Origin of the sequence: Vibrio sp. OPT18 (assembly GCF_015163615.1) — a bacterium.
Classification (GTDB): domain Bacteria; phylum Pseudomonadota; class Gammaproteobacteria; order Enterobacterales; family Vibrionaceae; genus Vibrio; species Vibrio coralliirubri.
In genome coordinates this window covers 102,667-127,369 of sequence record NZ_JADDYK010000073.1, presented here as the reverse complement: position 1 = coordinate 127,369, position 24,703 = coordinate 102,667, and the positions used below count along the sequence as shown (strand labels likewise).

Annotated in this window: 23 protein-coding genes and 1 pseudogene; 14 read left to right on the top strand and 10 right to left on the bottom strand. The window is 43.3% G+C overall.

Annotated features, from left to right (window positions below; translation table 11 throughout):
- Positions 1 to 547 (top strand): succinylglutamate desuccinylase/aspartoacylase family protein (locus IQQ51_RS27360; RefSeq protein WP_228012992.1); only part of this gene is annotated, 547 nt, incomplete at its 5' end.
- A gap of 314 nt (positions 548 to 861) precedes the next feature.
- Here IQQ51_RS27360 and IQQ51_RS18710 read toward each other — a convergent pair.
- The 3 genes from IQQ51_RS18710 to IQQ51_RS18700 form a co-directional block, all read right to left on the bottom strand.
- A complete protein-coding gene (locus IQQ51_RS18710) occupies positions 862 to 1,581 on the bottom strand; it encodes a DsbA family protein (protein ID WP_193841798.1) in 720 nt (239 codons plus the stop codon).
- Positions 1,582 to 1,708: 127 nt separating this feature from the next.
- The gene (locus IQQ51_RS18705; protein WP_050620580.1) at positions 1,709 to 2,278 is read right to left on the bottom strand and encodes a protein disulfide oxidoreductase; all 570 of its coding nucleotides are present in this window, start codon (positions 2,276 to 2,278) and stop codon (positions 1,709 to 1,711) included.
- A gap of 3 nt (positions 2,279 to 2,281) precedes the next feature.
- Positions 2,282 to 4,345 carry a protein-disulfide reductase DsbD family protein gene (locus IQQ51_RS18700; protein WP_193841875.1) on the bottom strand — a complete coding sequence of 688 codons (2,064 nt, stop codon included), beginning with the start codon at positions 4,343 to 4,345 and terminating at the stop codon, positions 2,282 to 2,284.
- A gap of 159 nt (positions 4,346 to 4,504) precedes the next feature.
- Here IQQ51_RS18700 and IQQ51_RS18695 point away from each other — a divergent pair, with 159 nt between their 5' ends.
- Positions 4,505 to 4,729, top strand: coding sequence for a hypothetical protein (locus IQQ51_RS18695; RefSeq protein ID WP_228012990.1), 225 nt, complete (start codon positions 4,505 to 4,507; stop codon positions 4,727 to 4,729).
- 528 nt (positions 4,730 to 5,257) lie between these two features.
- On the opposite strand, the gene IQQ51_RS18690 is transcribed toward IQQ51_RS18695, so the two are convergent.
- Entirely contained in the window at positions 5,258 to 5,506 is a 249-nt protein-coding gene (locus IQQ51_RS18690) for a hypothetical protein (protein WP_017062732.1), read from the bottom strand.
- A 252-nt stretch (positions 5,507 to 5,758) separates the two neighbouring features.
- On the opposite strand from IQQ51_RS18690, the gene IQQ51_RS18685 reads away from it, so the two are divergent.
- Complete coding sequence (locus IQQ51_RS18685; protein WP_048609710.1) at positions 5,759 to 7,363, top strand: mechanosensitive ion channel family protein; 1,605 nt, start codon at positions 5,759 to 5,761, stop codon at positions 7,361 to 7,363.
- 162 nt (positions 7,364 to 7,525) lie between these two features.
- On the top strand, positions 7,526 to 8,359 hold the full coding sequence (locus tag IQQ51_RS18680; RefSeq protein WP_059017399.1) for a RecX family transcriptional regulator: 834 nt from the start codon (positions 7,526 to 7,528) through the stop codon (positions 8,357 to 8,359).
- An 87-nt stretch (positions 8,360 to 8,446) separates the two neighbouring features.
- Here the strand turns inward: IQQ51_RS18680 and IQQ51_RS18675 are convergent, their stop codons facing one another.
- Positions 8,447 to 9,241, bottom strand: a complete 795-nt coding sequence (locus tag IQQ51_RS18675) for a response regulator transcription factor (protein ID WP_048610743.1) — start codon at positions 9,239 to 9,241, stop codon at positions 8,447 to 8,449.
- Positions 9,242 to 9,499: 258 nt separating this feature from the next.
- On the opposite strand from IQQ51_RS18675, the gene IQQ51_RS18670 reads away from it, so the two are divergent.
- From IQQ51_RS18670 to IQQ51_RS18660, 3 genes are all read left to right on the top strand, one after another.
- Positions 9,500 to 10,417, top strand: coding sequence for a DUF3187 family protein (locus tag IQQ51_RS18670; RefSeq protein ID WP_416222617.1), 918 nt, complete (start codon positions 9,500 to 9,502; stop codon positions 10,415 to 10,417).
- A 158-nt stretch (positions 10,418 to 10,575) separates the two neighbouring features.
- Positions 10,576 to 11,610, top strand: coding sequence for a porin (locus tag IQQ51_RS18665; RefSeq protein WP_050650902.1), 1,035 nt, complete (start codon positions 10,576 to 10,578; stop codon positions 11,608 to 11,610).
- Between the two features lie 165 nt (positions 11,611 to 11,775).
- A complete protein-coding gene (locus IQQ51_RS18660; RefSeq protein ID WP_061038042.1) occupies positions 11,776 to 12,087 on the top strand; it encodes a hypothetical protein in 312 nt (103 codons plus the stop codon).
- Positions 12,088 to 12,178: 91 nt separating this feature from the next.
- Here the strand turns inward: IQQ51_RS18660 and IQQ51_RS18655 are convergent, their stop codons facing one another.
- Positions 12,179 to 14,026, bottom strand: a complete 1,848-nt coding sequence (locus IQQ51_RS18655) for a M3 family metallopeptidase (protein ID WP_061038043.1) — start codon at positions 14,024 to 14,026, stop codon at positions 12,179 to 12,181.
- A gap of 97 nt (positions 14,027 to 14,123) precedes the next feature.
- On the opposite strand from IQQ51_RS18655, the pseudogene IQQ51_RS27355 reads away from it, so the two are divergent.
- From IQQ51_RS27355 to dbpA, 4 genes and pseudogenes are all read left to right on the top strand, one after another.
- A pseudogene (locus IQQ51_RS27355) lies at positions 14,124 to 14,237 on the top strand (phosphate ABC transporter substrate-binding protein); the annotation flags it as partial.
- Positions 14,238 to 14,447: 210 nt separating this feature from the next.
- On the top strand, positions 14,448 to 15,035 hold the full coding sequence (locus IQQ51_RS18650; protein WP_193841796.1) for a hypothetical protein: 588 nt from the start codon (positions 14,448 to 14,450) through the stop codon (positions 15,033 to 15,035).
- A gap of 217 nt (positions 15,036 to 15,252) precedes the next feature.
- Entirely contained in the window at positions 15,253 to 16,161 is a 909-nt protein-coding gene (locus tag IQQ51_RS18645) for an aldo/keto reductase (protein WP_193841795.1), read from the top strand.
- Positions 16,162 to 16,309: 148 nt separating this feature from the next.
- On the top strand, positions 16,310 to 17,689 hold the full coding sequence (gene dbpA, locus IQQ51_RS18640) for an ATP-dependent RNA helicase DbpA (RefSeq protein WP_017064348.1): 1,380 nt from the start codon (positions 16,310 to 16,312) through the stop codon (positions 17,687 to 17,689).
- A gap of 140 nt (positions 17,690 to 17,829) precedes the next feature.
- Here the strand turns inward: dbpA and IQQ51_RS18635 are convergent, their stop codons facing one another.
- The gene (locus tag IQQ51_RS18635; protein ID WP_017071599.1) at positions 17,830 to 18,003 is read right to left on the bottom strand and encodes a hypothetical protein; all 174 of its coding nucleotides are present in this window, start codon (positions 18,001 to 18,003) and stop codon (positions 17,830 to 17,832) included.
- Between the two features lie 304 nt (positions 18,004 to 18,307).
- On the opposite strand from IQQ51_RS18635, the gene IQQ51_RS18630 reads away from it, so the two are divergent.
- On the top strand, positions 18,308 to 19,144 hold the full coding sequence (locus IQQ51_RS18630) for a DUF6279 family lipoprotein (protein ID WP_193841794.1): 837 nt from the start codon (positions 18,308 to 18,310) through the stop codon (positions 19,142 to 19,144).
- Between the two features lie 72 nt (positions 19,145 to 19,216).
- Here the strand turns inward: IQQ51_RS18630 and IQQ51_RS18625 are convergent, their stop codons facing one another.
- From IQQ51_RS18625 to IQQ51_RS18615, 3 genes are all read right to left on the bottom strand, one after another.
- Positions 19,217 to 19,840: a PolC-type DNA polymerase III gene (locus tag IQQ51_RS18625; RefSeq protein ID WP_048609695.1), complete on the bottom strand. Its 624-nt coding sequence runs from the start codon at positions 19,838 to 19,840 to the stop codon at positions 19,217 to 19,219.
- 70 nt (positions 19,841 to 19,910) lie between these two features.
- A complete protein-coding gene (locus tag IQQ51_RS18620; protein ID WP_193841793.1) occupies positions 19,911 to 20,312 on the bottom strand; it encodes a PPC domain-containing DNA-binding protein in 402 nt (133 codons plus the stop codon).
- Between the two features lie 133 nt (positions 20,313 to 20,445).
- A complete protein-coding gene (locus tag IQQ51_RS18615; RefSeq protein ID WP_017064352.1) occupies positions 20,446 to 21,642 on the bottom strand; it encodes a DEAD/DEAH box helicase in 1,197 nt (398 codons plus the stop codon).
- 460 nt (positions 21,643 to 22,102) lie between these two features.
- On the opposite strand from IQQ51_RS18615, the gene bluB reads away from it, so the two are divergent.
- Both bluB and IQQ51_RS18605 read left to right on the top strand, forming a co-directional pair.
- Entirely contained in the window at positions 22,103 to 22,774 is a 672-nt protein-coding gene (bluB, locus tag IQQ51_RS18610; protein WP_193841792.1) for a 5,6-dimethylbenzimidazole synthase, read from the top strand.
- 202 nt (positions 22,775 to 22,976) lie between these two features.
- On the top strand, positions 22,977 to 24,632 hold the full coding sequence (locus IQQ51_RS18605; protein ID WP_193841791.1) for an ABC transporter substrate-binding protein: 1,656 nt from the start codon (positions 22,977 to 22,979) through the stop codon (positions 24,630 to 24,632).
- Positions 24,633 to 24,703 lie beyond the last annotated feature (71 nt).

Here is a 24,703-nt window from a genome sequence, read left to right as displayed (position 1 = left end):
TCTCCACACTCAAACTCGTGGCGCAGTCTACCCACTTTACGTGTTTGCTGATTACCGCATAGAACAATGTTTGGAGATGGCGAGGCTGATGCAGCCCGATTGTGTTCTGAATGACCCTGGCGACCCAGGTATTTTAGAAACAGTTTGGAATCGAAGTGGAATTCCGAGCATCACGGTGGAAGTTGGGATGGGGAAATTTACTCAGCCTGACATGATTCAACGAGCGGTAGACGGTGTTTTTAACATGCTGTCTTATTATGAAATGTTCGAGGTTGAAATAAATCATCCCGAGAAAATGCAACTGCCGAGTATGGATTGGATAGAGGGTAATGATGTGGTTTCTATCCGCGCTGATATTGGTGGTTTCGTATTGCCGCAGGTAGAGCTTCTACAGAGCGTAGAACAAGATGATTTATTGGCCATTCAATATGACGCTTTTGGTAATGAGTGTCGCCGTTATCACGCGCCGTCCGCTGGACGTGTCCTTAGCTACAACGTGGATGCGTTAAGGGAGCCGGGTGCGCTTGTTTGTCGCTTGCTAAGTTAAGGCTCAGCCGGTGGACGTTTCCGTGTTAATGCACTGTATTGCTATCTAAAACACGTAAAAAAAAGACCGAGCTAGGCTCGGTCAAAGGACAGTTGTCTAGAGTAAGCACGTCTTGGACTTATCGAGAGAACTGCTTTTAGAGTAGCGAGGCTAGATTAAGAATCCATTGCAAGATAGTGACACTTCGACTGTTTTTCTGTTTCAAAAATAATATTGAAAACATTATCTTAAGCTCATAAAAAAGCCGACTGCGAGTTACGCGAGTCGGCTTTTTATTACTTCTCGTTCGAATTTTTATCTCTAACTAAACTCGATTAAAAAGCGTCATCGACGATCTCTTTTAATCGGTCGTAAGGCACGTATCCCGGTAAGATCTGCCCGTTCATCATTAATGTTGGTGTGCCAGTTAAACCCAATGCGCTAAAGGTTTGGTGGTTGGTCATTAGTGTGTTGCTTTGTTCTGTGGTGGTGTCTAGTTGCGCTTCTGTTCCCGTCTTCTTGGCTACAGCTTGCAGTGACGACTTTGTGTGGCTACCGCTTTTCGCCATCAATAGTCGGTCTACTTCAGGGAACGCTTCTGGATTATCTTTCCATACTTTCATCGCGTATAGCGCTGCGTTGGTGTTTAGACCCGAAACCTGTTGCTGCTTAAATGATAAGTAGACATTGATAACCTTAATGTCGCTATTTTCAGAGGTGAGTTGAGTTAACCCTTTTTCTAAACGCTTACAGAAAGGACAGTTGTAGTCGGTAAAATTAACGATGACCGATTTGCCATCTGGATTGCCAAGGATCGGGTGAGCGTCATTGTTGTATAACCAATCATGGCTTTCCGTTTGGGCTTTCTTCGCTTGCTCTTGACCTGCTACGTACTGCTCTAAACTGGTATGCAATCCAGAGATCGTCGATGGGTTTTCCTTCAGGAATTGATTAATTTCTTCAAGTTGTTGAGTTTGTTCTTTGTTTAATTCTGCGAAGGCATTAGTACTCATTAGTGAGCCTAAAATCAGTGCGCTTATCAGATGCTTTTTCATATTGTCTTTTCTCTAATTCGTGATAATCGTGAGCGCTTATTGGGTTGCGCTCACATTAATATTGTTTGTTAAACTGGCTGAGTCGGTTTATTGACTTAGCTTTGCTCTGTTTTTCTTTGTGAGCGAGTTAGGCAAAGTAGGTTCTTAACCACAGCCCTATAGGAGAAGTAACGCCTGTTGCGATACTGCTGATCTTTCCGTCTTTGATGATGACGATGCTTGGAGTGACATTAACGCCCCAACTTCTGCTGATTGATCCAGAAAGATCATTGATAACAGGGAAGTCATACTCTTTTGCATCCAAGTAGCGCTGGACACGTTCGTCTGGACCAGACGATAGAGCGACCGAAACCACCTGATGGGAATCGCTGAAGCTATTGACAGTTGGGCTTACAAATTTGCAGGCACCACACCAAGTCGCCCAAAAATAGACAATGACTGGCTTACCATTTTTGCTTAGCTCGATAACATCAATATCTTCGCCTTGGAGCGATTGACCCACAATTGGAATCGCATCGCCCTGAGGCATACTTCTGCTGTGATAAAAGTCCATGGCAAATGAAACCACGCCAACGATCAATATCATTGAAACCAGTTCCTTTCCCCACTTCTTAAGACGACTTGGCTTTTTGGCCTCACCCTTTACAGCGTTGTCTTCAGTCGTGCTAGATTTATCTTCATTGTTGGGAGTCTTCATCAGTTATCTCGCAGCGTCGATGGCTTGAACGACAGTGTCACTGTTGAGAATGACAGGCAGTGGAATACCGCTTTTATAGCTCGGACCGTAAACGATATTAAATGGCACACCAAATCGCCCATTACTTTGTAAGTATTGAGTGACACTTTCACTTGGTGTTGTCCAATCACCTTTCATCAAAACAATGTCTTCTTGCTGTAGGTGACTGTAGACAGGATCTTGAAGGATGACGCCGATCTTGTTGGCTTTACAGGTGATACACCAATCAGCAGTTACATCAACAAACACCGTTTTTCCTTCATCAACGAGCTGAGGGATTTGCTTCGCATCCAGCTTTTGCCAAGCGAGATCGTCAACAATCGGAGTCGCCCAGTTATCAGCGGTGACACTACCGACGATCAATGCAGCACCAAACACCAAGGTTGTGGTTGCGACGATAGGAATAAGCACCTTGCGACCCAACTTACGGCCAATCCAAATCAATACTGAAATCACGATAAATAGTGACAGCAGGATAGTTGGGAATTTACCAATGAATGGGCTCAGGAGGCTTGTTAGCCATAGGCTGGTAATGAACATCATTAAGCCAAATATCAGCTTAACTTTGAACATCCACGCCCCAGGCTTTGGAAGCAATTTGGTTAGGCTTGGGAATAGCGCAAAGATCAACCAAGGCGCACTCATACCGATACCAAGCGCGATGAAGATAGCCCATAACTCTTGGTAGCTTGCTCCGAGTGCATACGCGACAGCGGTTCCTAGGAATGGCGCGCTACATGGCGTTGCTAACAGCGTTGCAAACATGCCTTGAACAAAGTGGCCTGAATGTGAGTCATCGCCTTTGGTTGCCATCCAAGTGTTTAAACCTGATGGTAGTCTGAATTCGAATAACCCAAGCAGGTTAATTGAGAACAGCAAAGTGATGATCAGCATGAATCCGATGAACCAAACATTTTGGAATTGGATTCCCCAACCAATCGCATTACCACCCATTTTTAGAGCGGTCATACCTAGGGCTAACAGCGCAAATGATGTAATGACACCTGAAGCAGAAGCTAAGAATGAGAGTCGAATATGACGATTAGATGCACCTTGGTTTTGAATGATGCTGTTTAATTTCATTCCTAATACTGGTAACACACATGGCATGATGTTGAGGATCAAACCACCAATTAAAGCAAAGCCAATCATTGCTAGAAAGCCGTTGTTGCTTGTTTGGTAAGCGATCGGTTCTGAGCCAACTTGAGCCGTCATCTCTTCGGCAAAATTAGTGTCTGCAACGGTGACACTAACGGTGCGATCCGTTAAGTCGACTTCACCTATCCAGTTGCTCACATCAAATACGGCCGTCATTGTATTGTCTGTGATGTGGACGCTTGGTTGAGAGAAGAAGTCATCAATCACTTCTTGCCCGTCAATCAACACCATCGGCTTATCCCAGCCATCTTTACTCGTCAGCTGAGTAACCAGTTGCTGCTTGCTCTTGTCCCAAAATAGACCATTGACCGAAGTGCGATTAGCTTCTCTTGGAGATTGGCTCATGCCTTGGTTGAACAAGAACATCGCTTCTTCATCGAGCGCTAAAGTTTGCGGGTCAATCGGCAGTTCGATATCGTAATCGGTTAACACACAGATATTGGTACACGACGGAAAGGTAAACGACGCCCTGAATATTGCAGGCTTCATGTTGTCTTTCAGGGTTAACGTGACAGGAAAGCTGACATGTTTTTTGTAGCCTAACGTCATGACGTCAAGCTGCTCGTAGTACTTAGGTATCGGCCAGTGCCACTCTACTGACTCAATGTTTGTTGAACCAGACCAGTCCCAGCTTGGCGGAATACCACCTTCGCCTGGGCTGCGCCAATAGGTTTTCCAGTCGCCGTCGAGCACGACATCGAGCACGGTTTGGATCTTAGAGCCGTCATCCGACTGTTCACCCGTCGACATCATTCGCATTTTAACAGGTGGATGCTCAGGGACACTAAGCCATCCCGTTGTCTGTGCCAAGGCGGTAAATGACGTCATAACCAAAAGGGCAGTGACTAAGGTTTTCGCGCATGTACGCATAGAGAATGCCAATGAATCGACAAACTTAGTTAGTAGTGTGTTGTACACAAATGTATCTCCAAAAAATAAATAAAAGGGTGTAGTAGCCCGGTTATTTACTCTCTAAATATACAGTGCTTTAGATGCAATCGGTGTTTTGTCGGTCGAGTAGATCGATGATTGTCTCTAGATAATCTCGATATGTGGGGAGGTAAGTTAAATGCAACAGCAATAATAAGTACGAATGGGATCAGCCAGCCGGTTTTTGGGGCGGCAAAGGTCAGCATTTTCGAACTCAGGCTGCATGAACTTGAATTGGGTGACGTTAACATTTTTGAGGCTTCTAAGCCGAAAACGCTGGCGTATAGAGCAGCCATTTTTTCTGAAGAAGCGATGTCGGTTTGAGGATTACTGGTTTCAGTATGAGTTTGCGCGCCAACAAGGACTGATTGACCATTAGCGGATGCAGATAACGATACTTTCTTGACGGCCAGAGTGCTTGCCAGACAAGTTACGATAACCAGTCCGGTAAGGAAGAGCGCCCAAAGTGAATGCTTTTGTCGGCGGTTCTGTGTGGATAAGAAAAGTAGCGATGTGTTCAGCAAATTAGTCAGTAATCAAATTTGTTAGTCGTTAAAGCGAGCTCGTTGAATTGTGGCTAGCTTAGATAAGTTCTCTTCGCGCCACAAGTCATAAAATGGTTAAAGTGAAACTATCTATAAACGCGGGAAACCGCAGATACACGATAAACGATGCATAAACACCAATTCACGCGAATACGACATTGAGCTGTAGCTAAAGTTCACCGCAACTGAAAGTTATCGCTAATTTATTCTGTATCGCGTGGTTTATTCATTATCAGGCGATACAAAAAAGCCCAACAGGTCGTCGTTGAACGTGTTGGGCTTTAATCATTGGTGTTATTGGAAAGGCTTAGTGAGTGCGGCGAGGGCCGTTACGTACCAAGTCTTTACCGTTATCAAACACTTCTTTGGTGATCCAGCGAGCAAGCAGAACTTTGTGGCTGCTGTTGAATACAGCAACGAAGTGACGACCATCTGAATTATTGGTTGCCATGCCTACACCTTCGACGCCTTCAAGGCCTAAACCGCCAGCTTCTACTGAAATTAGGAATTGCTCTAGTTCTTCTAGAGACTCAATAATATCAAGTTCGTTGTTCATTTTTATGCTCTCTTGCTGTGAGCCAACATTGTATTTAGGGCGCTTTAGTGCATGTGCCCAAATGAAGATATTGGCCGTTGTTCTTTGTTGGATGCGTACTCTACAGGTCATAAGAGGGGATTGGAACTCTCAAATATTAGAAGCTGGCTGATAATTTGCGAATTTTTAACATAACATACGTTTAAATGCTTGTTATCCATATTCTTTTTACTACTATTTATAGGGTCAATTTAGACAGTAATAGGAATTAATATGATGAAGGTTTGGCGTTGTCTATTGTTAATGTTGGCGTTTGTCGCATTTGGAAGTTATGCGCAGAGCGTTGATAAAATCGCAGAAGTACAAGATCAGTTAATGCTCGATCTAGCAACATTAGAAACGGCGCATGATGCTGAAAAACCCTTTCTTGAAGATATCTTAAGGCGTAAGAACCAGGGCCTACGCGAAGAGATTTTTTCACAGCTATCGTCAGATAAAAAAGAGGGGCTGGATGTCACTCTTGCTCAGCAGGTCGAACTGCTACAAAAATTGCTGTCGTTGAATGAAACTAAAATCGTTTCAATGAGTAAAGAAAACCGTTCCGCTGAGGGTGACGCTAAAAAACGCCTTGAGTTGCGTATTCAAAAACGAATCGGAATGATGGATGTCTATTATCAGCAGCTTGCTAAGACCTTAAATTGGTCGAAAGAGCGTGGTGTTGATGTTGCTGTTCCTGAAGGTGAACTTAAAACGGCGTTAATTGCTCGTTCTAAATACCTGACTAATGCCATTCTTTACACAGACACACAGCGACAAGATCTAGAAGCGCGTTTGTCTTTTGTGAATGAAGAAGAGAAAGCGACGATTAAAAAGGAGCTTGAGCGTTTCAGCGAGCGCACTAGCGTTATGGTCGCGAGCTTAGAAGAAACCATCACGCTAATGGAACCGTTTGGCGTGGATGTGACTTCGTACAAACGTGTTTTGCTAGCGACGACAGGTGACATTAACGCCGATGTGTTGGATGTTGATGTTGCACTGGAGCTGTTGGATGGTTGGCTTCGTTCGTTCAGTTCATGGGCTTTTGAAAATACCCCTTCTTTTATCGTTAAACTTGCTCTGTTTCTCGGTATTTTGTATGTAACTCGCCTTATTGCTAACGTGGCTCGCAAAACCGTTCGTAAGAGTGTTTCGCACTCTAAAATGGACTTCAGCGTATTGATGCAGGACTTCTTTGTATCCATCGCATCTAAAGCGGTCGTGTTTATTGGTTTGCTTATTGCGTTGTCTCAAATAGGGATAGAGCTAGCACCACTTCTTACTGGTTTCGGTGTGGCGGGTGTCATCATTGGTTTCGCATTGCAAGACACACTATCTAACTTTGCATCGGGTTTGATGATCTTGATCTACCGTCCTTATGACGTAGGTGACATGGTTAAAGTGGCGGGCGTGCAAGGCACGGTAAAAGACATGAGCTTAGTGTCGACTACCGTTCAAACCATCGACAACCAGCGCTTGGTGATTCCGAACAACAAGATTTGGGGTGACGTGATCAACAACATCACGGCAGAACGTGTGAGACGTGTTGATATGGTTTTCGGTATTGGTTACTCAGATGATATCGATAAAGCGAAAGCGGTATTGAACGACATCATTCTTGCGCACCCTCTAGTGTTAAAAAAACCAGAGCATATGATCAAGCTCCATACCTTGAATACCTCTTCAGTTGATTTCGTAGTACGACCTTGGGTTAAGACTGATGATTACTGGGATGTGTATTGGGATGTGACGGAAACCGTGAAGAAACGCTTCGATGAAGAAGGCATTACGATTCCATTCCCTCAACGAGATGTGCATATTTACAATCACGAAGAGAGTTAATTCGTCTAAGAGTAGATTTCTTAATGTGATATCAAATGGACGTTGAATAAGCGTCCATTTTTATTGGCTGCCGCTTATGTTGATCTTCATTCTTTTATGTCACTCAACCGCCTTAGAATTAAGTTATGATGAGGTAGGCTTAGTTTGGACAGTTGAAAGCGAATGAATGATTCACAGCAAAAAACGAATAGTAGAAACACAACGGTAAGAAAAGCAACACGAATTGAAAGTGTTATGAACTCTGCGATGTGGCATTTAACCCAGAGAGATATGACGGAAAGCGAGTTGATTGCGAAGCTAAAAGTGAAAACCGACAATCAAGAATGGATCGATGAAACGTTGAATACTTTGAAAGGGTTTGGGTATCTCAAGTCTGACCAAGTGTTTGCTGAACAATTCGTGGAACAAGCTTTTTCTGGTGAATTCGGTTCTCGATATATTGTCGAAAAATTGAAGAAGAAAGGCCTGACCGATTCAGTGATTTCTGATGCAATCCATAAAGTGTCCTTCGAAAAGTCTATTGATGAACAAACCATCTTGATAGACCGAATCAACCACTACTACTCAAGCTTTACCATGAGCCGTGAAAAGCTTGTCGCGACACTGCAAAAGCGTGGTTTTAGCTATCAACAAGTTAAGGTAGCGATTGACCAACACCCACAAGCACATCAACTGAAAAGTAATATTCAAATTAAGGCCGAGAAAGCCGATTTGGAAAAAGAGGTGCTCAAGTATGCTCGTAAAGGCAAGGGTCTAACCGCCATTCAGCAAGACCTTAGACAACGACAAATCGACACCAGTGAGCTGTCATCGCTCATCGACCGATTGATTAATGAAGAGCAGCTAGATTTCTATTCTTCGTGTTTAGAACAGTTGCAGAAGAAGTCTTATGACCTTAACGATCATAAAGAACGCTCTAAGGCTTACGCGATGCTAAGTCGAAAGGGTTTCTCTTCAGACGAAATCAAATTTGCTCTGAGTGAAGGCAATGAGTAGCGTGCGTGATTGAGCTTAAGAAAAGTTGAGCTTAAGAAACATCTAACCTTAAGATATAAACAGCAGAAGGGCATCGAACAACTTGCTCTAACGTGTCGTGTGTATGTTCTCTGCAATCCCCAAACCATTGCGTAAGGCGAACTGAATCAGGTCATTGTGGCTGTTTAAATTCAGCAAACCTAACATGCGGTATTTGTGCGACTCAATGGTTCGTGAGCTTAAGTGAAGCTTATCAGCACACTCTTTTGCACTAAATCCTTGAGCAATTAGAGCCAGAACCTTGGTTTGCTTTTTGGTGAGCAACAATAGCTTCTCACTGTCATCTTCTAACAAGTTCTCGTTTTGCTTTAGTGTTCTGGCTAACGTTGAATGTTGCCAATAACAGAGCCAAAGTTCACAGACTAATTTTAAGCGCTGGATGTCTTCGAGGTCGAAGGTAGTATCGTTGTCGTGAAAGTTAGTAAAAGACAACGCCCCCCAGCGTTGGTTAAAGAGCTGCAAAGGAATGATGCAGTGCCATCTTCCCCCTTCTTTATAGAGTTTCTTTAACACATAGTTTTTGCTTGAAACGAGTTCGTTGCTGGTAAAAGCAAGGTAGGTTTCATTGGTTTTTAAAAGCTTGAGGTAATCGAGGTAGTTACCGCCGACTAAGCTTTTTATATTGACAGGAGGTATGTGAGCTTTGGAAACTGAACACGTTTTTCCTTCTTCAAGTAAGACCATTGAATTAGGGTAGAGTGTCAAACGATCAATCCCAAACCAATCGAGTACATCAAAGCTTGCTTCGGACCAAGTTGTTTGAAAGTTTTTTGGATCGCTATTAATGAGAGATGTCGATTGTTTCATTAACAGTTGTTCAAAACTTAGCTTTAAAGCAGACACATTTTTCCTTTATAGATACATTCATTTCATCAATGCACAGAAGATATTCGTTCGAGTCGCTCAGTGCAAGATAAGATTCTTATATATATCAGAGGTTCTAATCTAAAGTTTTTTATAACTCTTAGTTCTATGTGGAGAGGCGATAAGCAGTACATCTACTGCATTAATTGAACGGTGTTTTTTAATAAAATCGGGCGTTTTTATAACCGAGTAAACACTGTGAAAAGTTTGAGGACGTTACTGCCTATTTCAGTCTCTATGTTGAGCTTTTTTCATCCGACTACACACGCAAATAATTCTCCAATGTTTGTGTATGCTCAGTCACCCATTCATTCAAATGTACTTTCAACACAACTTCGCTCCGCTCAACCTAATCGAGTGGGCACCATTGAGTTCAAGTCTTCTTATACTCAGGCCAGTATTTGGGCGCACACGAGTGCGTATTCGCTCGACTATTATCAAAACCAGTCAAATATTGCGGTTCAGTGGCAAGCTTCACCTGTTTGGAAAACTGAGCTGGATTACCGAGTTTTGACTGCAAAAGATAATGGTTTAGACAGTTTTGTGATGGGGTTTCATGACTTGTTTCGCATTGGACAAAACGGGCGTGATGAAGTGGCGGAAGATCAGTTCACCATGGATTTTCATAATGCAGGTATGCACGTATCTGATTTTGAAGGTGATGATTTAACCAACGCGCTGACGTTCTACAATGAGATTCTGCTTTATTCGAGGGGGCTAATGTCGTTCTCTGCTGGTGGCTCTTTGTTTTACAACAATGTAAGAAGTGGGCAGTTTGCGAGAACCAGTTTTGAGCAAGGCGTTCAGCTTAACTACAGCTATATCACCCCAAGACACAGTGTTTTTTCAACTATTGGTGTTGTGCATCGAGATAGCGATGTGTATGTCGTTAGTCTTGAAAATTTCAGCGCAAGTTGGGCGATTGGGTATGAGTATCGGTTGAATCAACGCCATAGCTTATTGATTGAGTCTCTCAACTACCAAGGCTGGGCGACTAATGACCCGGACTTTTCTGAACCTTCTAATGAGGTCGTTTTGGGTTATCGCTACCGCTTCAATCAACTCGCAGTCGAAGCGCTGATGATTGAGAACATCCGTAATATGGATAACAGCACCGATATCGGCTTTACACTCGGATTACGTTTTTCAATATAAACGACACATTAATATATTCTTATTTCATGAAATTCACCAAAGCTATAAAATTTTCAGTAAATTTACGGTATATCAATAACGTGTTTTTTTGAACAATAGCGCCACTCCAAAAGGCCGGACTAACAAGGCCGAATCAATATATATAGGTAGTGGTTATCATGAAAAAGACATTAGTAGCACTTGCGATTGCGAGCATTTCAAGTTCAGCTTTCGCTGTAAGCACAAGCAGCCAAAACAGCCAAAACGAAGACATGTTTGCATTCGATTCAATGCACAAAGATCAATTCTCAGTATCAGGCTCTTTCGGTGTTGGTGGTTACTACGATACTGGTTCTAAAGCGTTCTACGATGACTGGGCAACAGGCCTTACTCTTGCAGTTAACTACCGTAACAACCGTATTGTTGGTTACTTCGAAACTGACTTAATGGTGAACTACACGACAGACAACAACGTATCTGCGAATGACGCAGCAACAGCTGGTTGGACAAACGGTATTGATACTGGTCCAGCAACAGATGTAGATAAAGCATGGTTAGGTTTCGATACTGGCTATGGTATTGCTTCATTCGGTTGGGAAAACGACACAGCGCTAGATAAAGTGGATGGCGCAGGCGACAACACTTACGAGTTTGGCGCTTCTGCTGGTGATGCTTCTGATGGCTTCAATGTTGTTAAATTCCAAGGTGCGACAAGCGGTATCGCTTACGGTATTTCTTACTTTGAAACAGGTGATGATCATAATGATGCGGATAAAGGCATTAATGGTTACATCGGTTTAGAGCAAGAGGTATTCAACCTATACGCAGGTTATGAAGCTCGTGATGACGATGCTGATTACGAAGTTTACACAGTAACAGGTAACGTGAAGGTTGGTGCTCTTAAACTGGGTATGAACTCTTGGATTGAAGAGAGTGATTCTGCTAAGAACACAGGCTACTACGTTTCAGGTGGTTACAAAGTTTCTGAAGACCTAACAATCGCAGCAGGTTACGCGTTTAGCAACAATGAACTTGATGGCCAAGCAGATGTAGATGCTTCTTACATCAACATCGCGGCAATGTACCGTATCGCTGACAACGCTGACATGGGTATCGATATCAAGCAAGACATCGATGGTGCGCGCATTGGTTCAACTAGCGCACAATACGACGAAGAAACACACGTATTTGCAGCGGCTTACTACTACTTCTAAGAACTTGACCTCTTAAGAACTTCTAAGACATTTGATGGTAATGGTGTAATAGCTTGCCCGGTCGTTACACCATGTTCTCTTCTTTTTGCAGTGTAAGCATCCACAGATTGATATGTGGTTTGTCACTCAAGTGCTACGAGTGAAATTATTATCTGGAGAAATGTAATGATTAAAAGCATTACAGCCAAGGGTGTTATCTATGGAAATGATACCCTGTTTATGTGTAAACCGAATCGTAATGGATTATTTGAATTGGCGCGTAAACATGGAAGAGTCGCAGGTACTCGCCCACAAGATCTCAAGAATAAGGTTTATGCTGAATCTCTTGATGAAGCTTGGAGTCTACTCAAAACAGAGAAGTTTTATATTGTTTTGACGGGGCAAGTATTTGGCATTCATCGAAAATCATTGCGAAGTGCTGATTCTGTTGATGTTGAGTTTGATACTGAAACTTGCTCGGCATGTGTCACGGAATAAATCCAAAGCTGAATACTAAAAGGACGATAAACTATCGTCCTTTTTTCGTTTGAGTTTTGGTTCAACCTTGGTTACAGATGCTCAGCACCCGCTATCGACCGTATTGCCCAACAATGAATTGCTCAAACTCATCACACATCTGATGATTTGATTTGTCATTATTTGCTAACTCGGTAGCCCCATCAACGATCGATATCTTCGCATTCAAATCCGCGACTGGTGCACGTTCTCTTGTCGACAGTTGTTTGATTTTTTGCTCCTCAATCGCCCAAGCTTCCTCTGGCGATAAGTTACACTCGTCAGCGAGGTATTTGGCATTAAAACCTTCCCCAGTCAGGCTTTCGATTGTCCCATTATGATTCACGCTGTTTCCTTGATGCCAATAGTGCTTAGCTAACAAAGGGCCGATCTCTGGGTTATCCGTTAAGTAGCCAAACTTATCGGTGAAATACGCACGAGTTTGATACACCGCCATATGAGCCAGCAGGTAGCCTTGATACGCGCAAGATGCTTCATCCGACAATAGATGCGGGATCGCCATTAATGGGCGAGGGCTACAAGCTAATCCAAGAATCGTTTTCTCACTGCTACGAGCAAGAGCAGTGATCTTTTCCGGTGTCAGAGCTTCATCCGCCAATTCGTAAAGTGCTCGCTCGAAATACGGAACCACTAAAATGCTGCGTTCTTGATAAGCTCTGAAGGGTTGTTTGTTATCGATGATGGCTTTGATTAACTCGTCAGGTACTGCTTGGCCATCTGCATTAAGCGCGTATTGTTTGAGCCAATCGGCGTCATTCAACAAGCTGTCACAGAACATGGATTGCGTTTCGGCATAAGCCATTGAGGTTGGTGCAAACTCTTGAGAGAAACACGGTGCGTTCATTTTTACGTTAGCAAAGTGTGCTGCATGACCACCCTCGTGAAATAGTGTATTGATGCCATCATAACCGCTGCCAACTTGATCGGGCTTTGCGTTGCTCGTGAAGTTAACTTGAGCCGCTACCCAAGTGTCTTGGTCGTAGAAAGAAGGGATAGGACCATGGCAGAAACCATTAGGGTACTTACCTTTTCGATCAAGCAGATCCAATTTTAATGTCGCTTGAGAGTATTCGATGTTGAGGCGACCAAAAGATTCAATCCAGCGTCGAAGTGACTTTGAGAATGGAACATAAGGATCAAGATCATTCATAACGTCACCAGCAAAAGAGTAGGTAAAGTTATGGGCTTGAAGTGCATTCTCGCCTTTCTGCTCTGCCAAATTGGCTAGACTTTGCAGATGGTTATCGCGTGTACGAGCTTCGAAGTCGTCAAGAATCGTAAACAGTTGCTCTGTCGTCATCTGTTCGGTTTTAACCACCGAGTAATCAAAGAAGGTTTTAAAACCCAGTGATTGAGCAAATTGGTTACGTTTTTTGATCAGCTCAATAAAGCCGTTAGCCAGCAGCCATTGCTCTAAATCTAATAGTGCTTGGTGTGCAGAAAGCCTAACTTGCTCATTACCATTACTTCTAACGGCTGAGCCTAAAACGGGCAGTGATCCTTCTGTTTCATCACCCGTTTCATTTACGTAAGTCATCACATGATTCTGTTTCTTCTCAAACAGTTCAGCCTCAAACTTTATGAGATCGGCTTTAAGCTTCTGTGACTGTTCAGACTCAATAGCGTGAGATCTAAAGGTCGCTAACCAACCATTCAAGCCTGTTAGCGTACTCTCTTTTTCTAGGGGATCTTGAATTTCATCGATAGCAGCAAGTTGCGTTTCGATAGCAGCAATCTGTTCGGCAGAGCTAAGAAATTCTGTCCACTGAGTCTGCGCGAGTGTCGAACCATCGTGGTCGTCACTGATACCCATATATGTATCCCAAAAGAAGTCTTCTTTCGCTTTATGAGTCGCAAGATACTTTTGATTCAATTGGTTGAGATAGTTCGTTGCAGTCATGACATTCCTTGAAATTTAACCAGCAATTTCAACATTATGACACATTCATTGAATGTATTTTGTGATGTTAAGTATAACGGCATAGAAGTTACCTTATCATCAAGGCGTGTTGAACCAATACGGTTTCATCAGTTTACCGCCAGAAGCTATTCAACGTAACAAAGTGAGATTGTCGCTTGAAGAGCCTGCGATTGAAGGTGGCTATAAGTAATGGGTACGATGTATTGTAACTGTTGTGGGAGAGTGATATCCTCTCTTTCGTAATGGTTCTCAACGTGACGGATTACGTTATTCGGTGATGAATTTATCTAGCGGGCATGTATGCCCGTTTTTTTTCGCCTAAAATTTGCGACTCGAGCGGTTGTTTGTCGATTGGTCACGTATAATGGACACTTCATATAGCGCTAAATAAGCCCAGTCGATGAAAATCTTTCAAGTTCTAATCTTGCCTCTAATGCTGTCCCTCAATGCTATTTCATTTTCAGCGCAAGCAACCGAAAGCTGGTGGCTAAGAACAGTATTTAACAGCAGCCCAAGTCTGCCGAATTCTCAAAACTATATTAACGATATCGACTTGATGGATTGTGGTGAGATCGAAGATACGCTGTTGTGCAGTGACTTAACCCAATATTATGATCTGGATGTTTATGTTGAACTGGAGTTGGGTGACTCAAGCGTCGAAACAGTTCGCTTAAACCTGCCATATTCGCACCTAAGTTACACAAAGCTTCAGTCATACCTTCGCCAAGATGGCTTTGCTCTCAGTTCAATTCGTATTGGTGAAGATGAATTCGATGTTACAGCTCAACTCGAACAAGCTCGAAATGAAGGTGTTGGTTTCGATAAGGTGGATAAACAGCTGGTCGAATTTATCAATGCGCCTCACGGTTCAGCAGAGCAACTGAGTGTATGGAATGTGCCTAGCTTATCTTCTTCTAGATCTGTTTCTCCTTGGGTCCAGTTACATAGTGATGGTGCCAACTTAACAGTTGAACTTAATCGTTTTTAATTGCTCGAATTTATAGATAGTTTCGTTATTTATTAGGCTAAACAAGCCTTTCAGGAGAATGGCTCACGGGAAGACAGCAAGTTATAATTTATTTAAGTGTTCGTTTTTCTGCGGCTCTCACATTTTTAATAAGCGTTTACCTTTGCCATTTGTTATACGTTGAGCCTTCGGTAAAACGAGCTTAGGATACGTTCAGTATTGATAAAGGAGACAACCCATGGTTGCAAGAGTAACGATAGCGCCACAAGGCCCAGAACTTTCTGAGCTGGTGCAAGGATACTGGCGTACAGCGGATTGGGGCATGACCCAGCAACAACGCCTGACTTTCCTGAAGCAACATATTGATCTTGGCATCACAACTGTTGATCACGCGGATATTTACGGTAACTACCAATGTGAAAAGTTGTTTGGTGAGGCGTTAGCGCTTGAACCAAGCCTTCGTGATGATATTCAAATCGTCACCAAGTGCGATATCAACCTATGTGGTGACCACACTCCTGATCGCAAGATCAATCACTATGACACCAGCGCGCAGCATATTTACCAATCAGTAAATAATTCATTAGAGCGCTTAGGTGTTAACGATATCGATGTATTGTTGATTCACCGCCCAGACGTGTTAATGGATGCTGATGAAGTAGCAGAAGCGTTCGCAGAGCTACACAAAGTAGGTAAAGTTAAGCACTTCGGTGTTTCTAACTTTTCACCGCGTCAGTTCGAACTGCTTCAATCTCGACTCGGTAAGCCGTTAGTGACCAACCAAGTTGAAATCAACCCATTGAACTTTGAAGTGGCTCATGATGGCACGCTAGATCAACTACAGATGAACCGCATTCGCCCGATGGCATGGTCTTGTCTCGGTGGTGGTAGCATCTTCAGTGGCGATTCCGCGCAAGCAATTCGTGTTCGTGATGAGCTAGAGGCGATTCGTCAAGAAGTGGGTGCAGACAGCATTGATCAAGTGATTTACGCTTGGGTTCGTCGTTTACCGTCTAATCCGATCGCGATTATTGGTTCAGGTAAGATTGAGCGTGTGAAGACTGCGGTTGATGCACTAAAAATCGAGCTGACGCGCGAACAGTGGTATCGCGTATGGGTTGCATCTAAAGGTCACGGTGTGCCATAGAAAGCAATTCGTATAGAAGTCAAAGCCAGCTAACAAAGCTGGCTTTTTTGTGTTCACCTAACATGTTTCTCCAAAACTGTGATTAAGGTGGAATAATTTTCAAAAACACTCATAATGCACTCTGTTTTTCACCAGTTGGATATTTCCATTGAGCACTTCAAAATTCTCTTCAATCGCCCTTAAACCAGAGCTTCTAAATACGTTAGATTCTCTTGGTTATACTGAAATGACGCCTATCCAAGCGTTAAGTCTTCCTACTATCCTAAATGGCAAGGACGTTATCGGTCAGGGTAAAACGGGTTCAGGTAAAACAGCTGCTTTCGGTTTAGGCGTGCTGCAGAACCTACGCGTTAAGCGTTTCCGTGTTCAGTCTTTAGTGTTATGTCCGACTCGTGAGCTTGCAGACCAAGTAGCAAAAGAGATTCGTACTCTTGCTCGTGGTATTCACAACATTAAAGTGCTGACACTATGTGGCGGTATGCCAATGGGCCCACAGATTGGTTCACTAGAGCATGGCGCACACATTCTTGTGGGCACACCTGGTCGTATTTTGGATCACCTAGAGAAAGGTCGTATTGATCTGTCTGAGCTGAACACACTTGTGTTAGATGAAGCTGACCGCATGCTAGAAATGGGCTTCCAAGACGCTTTGGATGCTGTGATTGAAGCGGCGCCAAAAGAACGCCAAACTCTACTATTCAGTGCGACTTTCCCTAAACAGATCAAATCTGTTGCAGACCGCATCATGCGTAACCCAGAAATGGTGAAGGTTGAATCAACACACGATCACTCAAGCATCCAACAACACTTCTACAAGTTAGAAGGTTCTGAAGCTCGTGATGACGCTCTAGAGTTGCTGTTACTTCATCACCAACCAGAATCTGCGGTTGTGTTCTGTAACACTAAGAAAGAAGTGCAGAACGTAAACGACGAGCTAAGCCACCGCGGTTTCAGTGTTATCGAACTTCATGGCGACATGGAACAGCGTGAACGTGACCAAGCTTTGGTTCAGTTCTCAAACAAAACCATCTCGATTCTAGTGGCGACAGACGTTGCGGCTCGTGGTCTTGATGTTGATAACCTAGATGCTGTGTTCAACTTTGAATTGTCTCGCGACCCTGAAGTTCACGTACACCGTATTGGTCGTACTGGTCGTGCAGGAAGCAAAGGCGTAGCGATCAGCTTCTTTAGCGAAAAAGAGATGTACCGTGTTGCTCAAATCGATGAGTACATGGACATGCCAATCGAGCCATCTGAACTGCCAGCAAAACCAATTGCTAAGCCGTACTACTCGAACATGGTTACCATCCAGATTGATGGCGGTAAGAAAGCTAAGCTTCGTGCTGGTGATATTCTTGGCGCACTGACGGGCCAAGGCGGCATTGATGGTAAATCAGTAGGTAAGATCAATCTGTTTGCAATGCGTGCTTACGTAGCGGTAGAAAGATCTGTGGCTAAGAAAGCATTGAACAAAATCGAATCAGGTAAAATGAAGGGTCGTCAATTCCGCGCCCGAATCCTGAAGTAATTCGAGACTGAATCCCTTTGCTGCGATATGTCTAATTAGCGACATTGCTAATTAATGGCATTGCAGTAAAGGGTGTTCCACAAAATGCCACTCAAGTTTCTTCTCTTAGGTTTATCGACCTAGCTCTCTATACCAAAGCATTATTCATCGGGTCTTATCGAATAAAGATCGTTGATATGTTTTCCTTCGCTAAGATACCAAGTCATCGCTTCCTGTCGATTGTGAACCAATATCGTGATTGTGGTTATTGATCCATCGTCAAAATAACAAAGCTCATATTCTAAATCGCTTGTATGATCAGGAATAGCGGCCATAGCTTCCCTCCCAAATATCAATCATTTGAAAATACGTTCCCCTAACTCTTTTAAAGGGTCGTATTACGTCAAATGAGTAATAAAAATCAAGTTACATCACTGCTGTTAATTATTTTTAGTTTAATCATTTGCCTAAATAGCTAGATTAGCAAGTCTGGGTCTCAATTTATCTGAAAGTTTTTACGACCACTGTTTATTAAGGCTACTTTTATAAGAGCTAGAATTAGCGTTATAAGAACTGGGCTAACCTTAATGGAATGAGTTAATCGGTTTGTGGCTTTGTTGAATGTCGTGAGAGGGTAGAATGAGAAAGTGCCGGTGGTTAGTTTTAGTGATCTGTTTTCTATTTACTGGGTGCGGGACGAAATTCGCCTATAACAATATAGGGTGGTTTGTTGTTAGCTATATAGAAGATTTTGTCTCCCTCTCAAATAGCCAAGAATCCGAGCTTGAAGAGCGATTAGATATATTGCAGAAATGGCATAAAGAAACTCAGCTACCTCTGTATATCTCGCAATTAGAAGCGATTCAAAACGTAGATCGGTCGGATATGAACCCCGCTTTTATTGTGGGTCAAAGTGAACAAACTAAAGAGCATATTCGCTCAATCGTCAATAAGTTCGCTCCAGATATTTACGCCTTGAGTATGCAGCTTAGCCCTGAGCAAGACAGAGAGTTTTTAAAGAACTTTCGTGAAAAGCAACAAGACTATTATGAAGAAAGGTTGTCGTTGAACGATGAAGATTCGAGAGAGCGATACAGAACTAGAATAGAAGAGCGGGCAGAGCGGTGGTTAGGTTCGGTGTCGAAAGAACAAAAACAGATTATTCTGGCTTGGTCTCAAGAGTGGGTAAACACCAATAATAGCTGGCGACAATATCAAAACAACACCTATCAAGAGCTAACGACGCTGATGGCAAAGAAGAGCGACCTGCATATTGCTCAGCCAATTATTATGAAGTTGCTTTTAAACAATGAAGCTTATTATCCTGCTGAACTTGAGCCGCAGCTTGACCAAAATATGGGAACATCAGCCAAGTTTTTAGTTGATATCGCTGCGACCAGCAGTAACAAGCAGTGGGCGTATTTTATGAATGAGTTAGAAAGCCTTAAAGGAACATTGAAGTCATTGCAAGACTAGTGCGTTCCTTTTAAAGGCTAGCGGTTATTGTCAAGCTAGCCTTTCACCACACTTTAAGGTGAATTTCGGAACCTAACCCCTGTTACTCATCAGTAGTTTTGGAATCGAACCTTTGGCTGTCTTCGATATTTTCTGCATTAATTGGAAGCTCGGCTGTTGAATACCGTGGTCACTCTGCAGCTCATCGATCATTAATAACCACAACCTTGCTGTCATTTCTGAATCGGCTAATGCTCTGTGGAAAGTGCCGTCGTTATCTATGCGCTTGAATCGAACTAGGTCGCCCAATTTATGGGTTGGTGCATCTTGGATTAGCCGACGAGCAATCAACATCGAACATGCAAACTGTCCGTTGTAATCACGCCCTATATCGTCTAATTCTGCGTCGAGAAAGCGTTTATCAAACGATGCATTATGCGCCACAAGCTGACTGCCTTGGATAAAGTCTGCAAACTCATCCATCACTTCACTGCAACTGGCCGCGGTGCTCAGCATACGGTTAGTAATGCCGGTGTAGCTTTCAATGAATCCACTAACGCGAAATCCTGGGTTCATGAGCTGCTGGAAGGTGTCGACGACTTCGCCGTTAACGAGTTTAACTGCACCGATCTCAATCGCTCGGTCGCCCATATTGGGTGATAAGCCTGTGGTTTCGAAATCGAGAACGATAACGGAATCTGCGGAGTTTGAAGCCATCGTGTTTCCTAATTGCTGTTTGGTAGTATCGCTTTATATGGGGCGTTTGGTGTCGCTATGGGTATATCAGTTATTTGCTAGTGCCGATAACAAGCTCAGTGTACCCCGTCGAATCGTCATGCTCTCTGTTGAAGGTCAAAGCATCGTAGCGGTGAACGATCAGTTCAGCCGTGGTTGCGATTATTGTTCCTTCAAGCAAATGCCCACCAATCACATTGCCATTTTCATCAGCAACGGATATATGAACATGCTGGTGGTTTGGGGTTAGCGTCGCCATAAGAGACACAATTTCGAACGGAGCTTGGACGAGCTTGGTGTTGTTCGCATTAGCTAAACGAATGTTGAGTTGAGAGACACAACCGACACAAGATGCGATAGAGCCTGCAAAGATGTTGTGTGTGGTCACTAACCTTTGGATCTCAAGCTTTAGGTCTTGGCCGCGGGTTAATCTCGTTGCGATAGGAGTGATCATCTTATTGCCTCAACGTTATATGTATTTCAAAGAACAAAACGAAGCCACATAGGGCTTCGTTTTATTTTCATTTTGGCTAACGCGACTTTTCTTTTGGTTAATGCAACTTTGCATTTTCTGTCGCTGAAATTACTTAGTCTTGTTGCTGTTCTCTTTTCTTCTTAGGAACGAAGTTCAATACTGAGATTGGCACTTCTTTGCGTGGTTCAAAACCTTCAACAACGCGACGTTCAATCAAGTGACCCAGACGCTTTTCAATGATGCACAGGTTTTTGAAGTTATCTTTCGATAGGAAAGAGATCGCTTCACCAGATGCGTCAGCACGGCCGGTACGACCAATACGGTGAACATAATCATCTGCTGGGAAAGGCATGTCGTAGTTCACTACGCGGCTTAGGTTGTCGATATCGATACCACGAGCAGCAACACCCGTCGCGACTAAGTACTTTAGACGACCTTTCTTGAAGTCAGCCAAGATTTTTTCACGAATCGCTTGGCTACGTCCACTATGGAAAGCCTCTGCTTGAATACCACGTTTCTCAAGTTGAGCAACCAACTTAGCAGCGCCGTGCTTGGTTTCGATAAAGATAAGCGCTTGGTCCCAGTTGCCTTCGGTAATCATGTGGCTCAATAGTGCTGACTTACGGTCTTTATCTACTGTTACCAACCATTGCTCAATGTTCGCTTTAGACGCATCAGTCTTGGCAATCGAAATCTCTTCCGCTTCACTGATTGCACTTTTCGCTAGCGCACGCACTGGTGTTGAAAGCGTTGCTGAGAAAAGTAGGTTTTGGATGTCTTGTGGTAGACGTGCGATGATCTTGTTGATATCTTCAATGAAACCCATGTCTAGCATGCGGTCAGCTTCATCTAGAACCAGAACTTCAACTTCATCAAAGTGAACGGCACGTTGTCCGTACATATCGATCAAACGACCTGGTGTTGCCACAAGAATATCGACGCCTTCAATAAGACGATCTTTCTGGTGTTGGTAAGACACGCCACCGTACATCGCTAATGATGTTAGGTTTAGGAACTTCGCGTACTTAGTAATGTTCTGTTCAACCTGAACTGCCAGCTCACGCGTTGGCGTCAGGATAACTGCGCGGATACGTTTTTTACGCTGCGTTTCACCTTTGCTTAGCATTTCTAAGATAGGGAGAACAAAGCTCGCAGTTTTACCTGTACCTGTTTGTGCTGCCGCAATAAGGTTCTTACCAGAAAGCACAATCGGAATTGCTTTTTCTTGAATAGAGGTTGGCTTTTCATAGCCTTGTTTTGCAACGGCTTTAACAATAGGTGAGCTTAATCCAAGCTTGGAAAATGGCATAAGTTTCTCGGTATGATTTGGCTAAATAGCGATGGAAAGGTTTAACAATCTTATACAAGGATAAGATTAATGGCGGCATTCTACCATGTTGCTTGTGTACTACTAGGGCATGTTGATCTTTCGAGCTAATTTTTGCAGCGAGTTGCTGGGTATTTATACAAGGCAGAGGCTTTGATGTGTAGCTAGCCTACATGAGAAGCCGATAACGTAGTAGAAATGACCAGCAAACGCTGCCTGAAGGGTTCGAGCTGGGCGCCCCCGCAAAAAGCGTTTTACTCTTTGTTGAGGGAGATTTGCTTAGAATGACTAGGCTACTTCTCCCTCGCCGCGATTAAAACGCTTTTGACTAGGCGTCCCCATCCGAACAAAATTTAACCACGAAAGGTCAACACGCCCTAGCAACATACACACTTTAGTTGGATAATACTGGTTCAATAAGACGATGATAAGACAGGGATGTATGGAAATTACGCCAAATGAACGCGATGCAGTATATAAAACGATTTTTTCTCGCCGAGATGTTCGTGGACAGTTTCTTCCTGATGAGATCCCTGAAGATGTGTTGATGCGTGTGTTAACCGCTGCGCACCATGCTCCTAGCGTTGGCTTTATGCAGCCTTGGGATTTTGTCGTTGTCCGTGATATCGAAACTAAGCAACAGATCAAAGCCGGTTTTAATAAGGCTCATGCCGAATCAGCGGAAATGTTCACCGATGAAAAGCAGACGATGTATAAGCGATTAAAGCTTGAAGGTATTGTTGAATCACCTATCGGAATCTGCGTGACTTGCGACCGAAACCGAACCGGAAAAGTAGTTTTAGGCAGAACCATCAAACAAGAGATGGATCTGTACAGCACCGTATGTGCGGTTCAAAACTTGTGGCTCGCGGCAAGAGCTGAAAACCTTGGGTTAGGTTGGGTGAGCATTCTCCACGATTCAGTACTGCGAGACGCACTAGATATCCCTGAAAACATCGATATTGTGGCGTACCTGTGTATTGGTTACGTTGATCACTTCAAAGATAAACCAGAACTTGAAACCATGGATTGGCTACCAAGAAGAGACGTCAATTCAGCGATTCATGAAGGTAAGTGGAATGCAGAGCAAATAGCGAATCCGGTGGAGGATTAATCTCCCACTTATTTTTGTCGCTGAATATGCACGATCAGTGATTATTTTGTTTGCTAAAAGAGGTGTTTATAAATTAAGTTGGATCTTGATATTATTTATATCAACAGTTTCATAAAGCATATTCCAACTTGAACAAGTAAATAGACCTCCCATTTGGGTTACAGCTATTCTCGTTCTTCTAGACGCTTATTTCGGATATCCATTGAACGACGCTAACTTACGTAGACTTCAGCAGCTTACTGCAAAGTATGAACTAGGTGAAGAGTATCACCTAACGATAGATGATCTAGAACACTCGCTATCGACTTCTCGCAGAAACACTTCGATCATTCTTAAATGCTTATCAGAATATCGCTGGATTTGTTGGATTCCGTCTAAAGGAAGAGGGAAGCTTAGCCAGTTTAGAATTTTGGTCAGCTTTTCCGAAGCATTAGAACAAGTGTTAGCGCTTCAGTTGGAACAAGGCTGCTTTAACGTTATTCCCCGTCTTCTAGAAAGCTATGGTGATGCTGCAATAAAGGCCCTGACGCTAGCGACTGAAAAGCATAGTCTGTTCAATCAACAACATGACCATTTGCTGATCACTCAATACCCGTGGGTCGATAATCTTGAGCCAGCAAAAACATACCGAACCGCCGAACATCACATCTTAAGAAGTCTCTACAATACATTACTCGTCCAAGATCATGAGGGAAATCCCCAAGCGAGTCTCGCGCACCATTGGAAGATGGAAGGGCGCTTTCTGCATTTTTGGTTGAGACCGAATGTGTTATTCCATGACGGTGAAACTTTAACGGCTAAAGATGTTGCTCAATGTTTGTTGCAGCTAAAAAATATCGAAGGGCCAGTACAGTCTTTATTTGATCAGGTCAGTGATGTTCAAGTGGTGGGTGATAAACAACTGACTATTGAGCTAACACACGCAAACCCAATGTTTCTCTATGCATTGAGTAGTCCTCACGCGTCTATTTACCGCTGCAAGCGTACTTATTTTTCGAGCGGTCGCAGTGCCTATATTGGAACTGGTCCTTTCTCATTAGATGATTGGAGCGAAGAGCGCTTGGTTCTTAAACGTCACCGAGGTTACTTTGCTCAAAATGCCTTGTTAGAACAGATAACGCTCACCGACATAGAAGGTTTGAATGATCACACCCTGAGTTTTAATCAATCTGGTGTCGCTGAAGAAACCACTATCAATGCACTTTCGTATCTTGCGCTTAATCGTAGAGAAAACTCGGGCATAACCCCTGAAGAACTCGACAGGCTAGTATCGTTTATCAAGTCCAGCAGTAAAGAGTTTGATGCTGATATGGTGACGGATGATCTCTCTTTCTCGCCGAGTAAATTAACATGCAGCAACCCCATTCCAATTTTGACGGGCACTGTTGTGTTAACACGACCTAGAATGACGATTCCTTTACTTCAAGAGATGGCTGACTGGCTGCAACAAACGATTGCAAAGACAGGTGTCATTATTGAAGTTGTTGAGCTTCCCAATATCAGTGACCCTAGCTCCATGAGTGAATCGGCAGACCTGTTATTCATTGAAGAAGTTATCGAACAGCCAGCCGATTATGGCCTTTACGATTGGCTGCTTGCTTCCTCTGGGCTCAGATTCATTTTCAACAATTCTGAGATGAAGGCGCATTGCGAGAGAGTTAGAGCTGCTGTGAGTGGCGAGGACCCAATGAGCGAGTTGAAAGAGATTGAAGATTCGCTTTATCAACTGAAGTTACTTTGTCCGTTATTTCACGGTAAAGAGAAGGTTTTTAACAGTGTTGAGGTTCATGGCGTAGAGATTAACCAAACCGGTTATAGTGATTTTTATAAGCTTTGGATAGCCTCGAACGAGAAGTAATTAGTCCATTTTTAACCCCATTTCCCTATCTTTTAGTTTCTGTTCAGAATGAAAACATGCACGAATCGGCT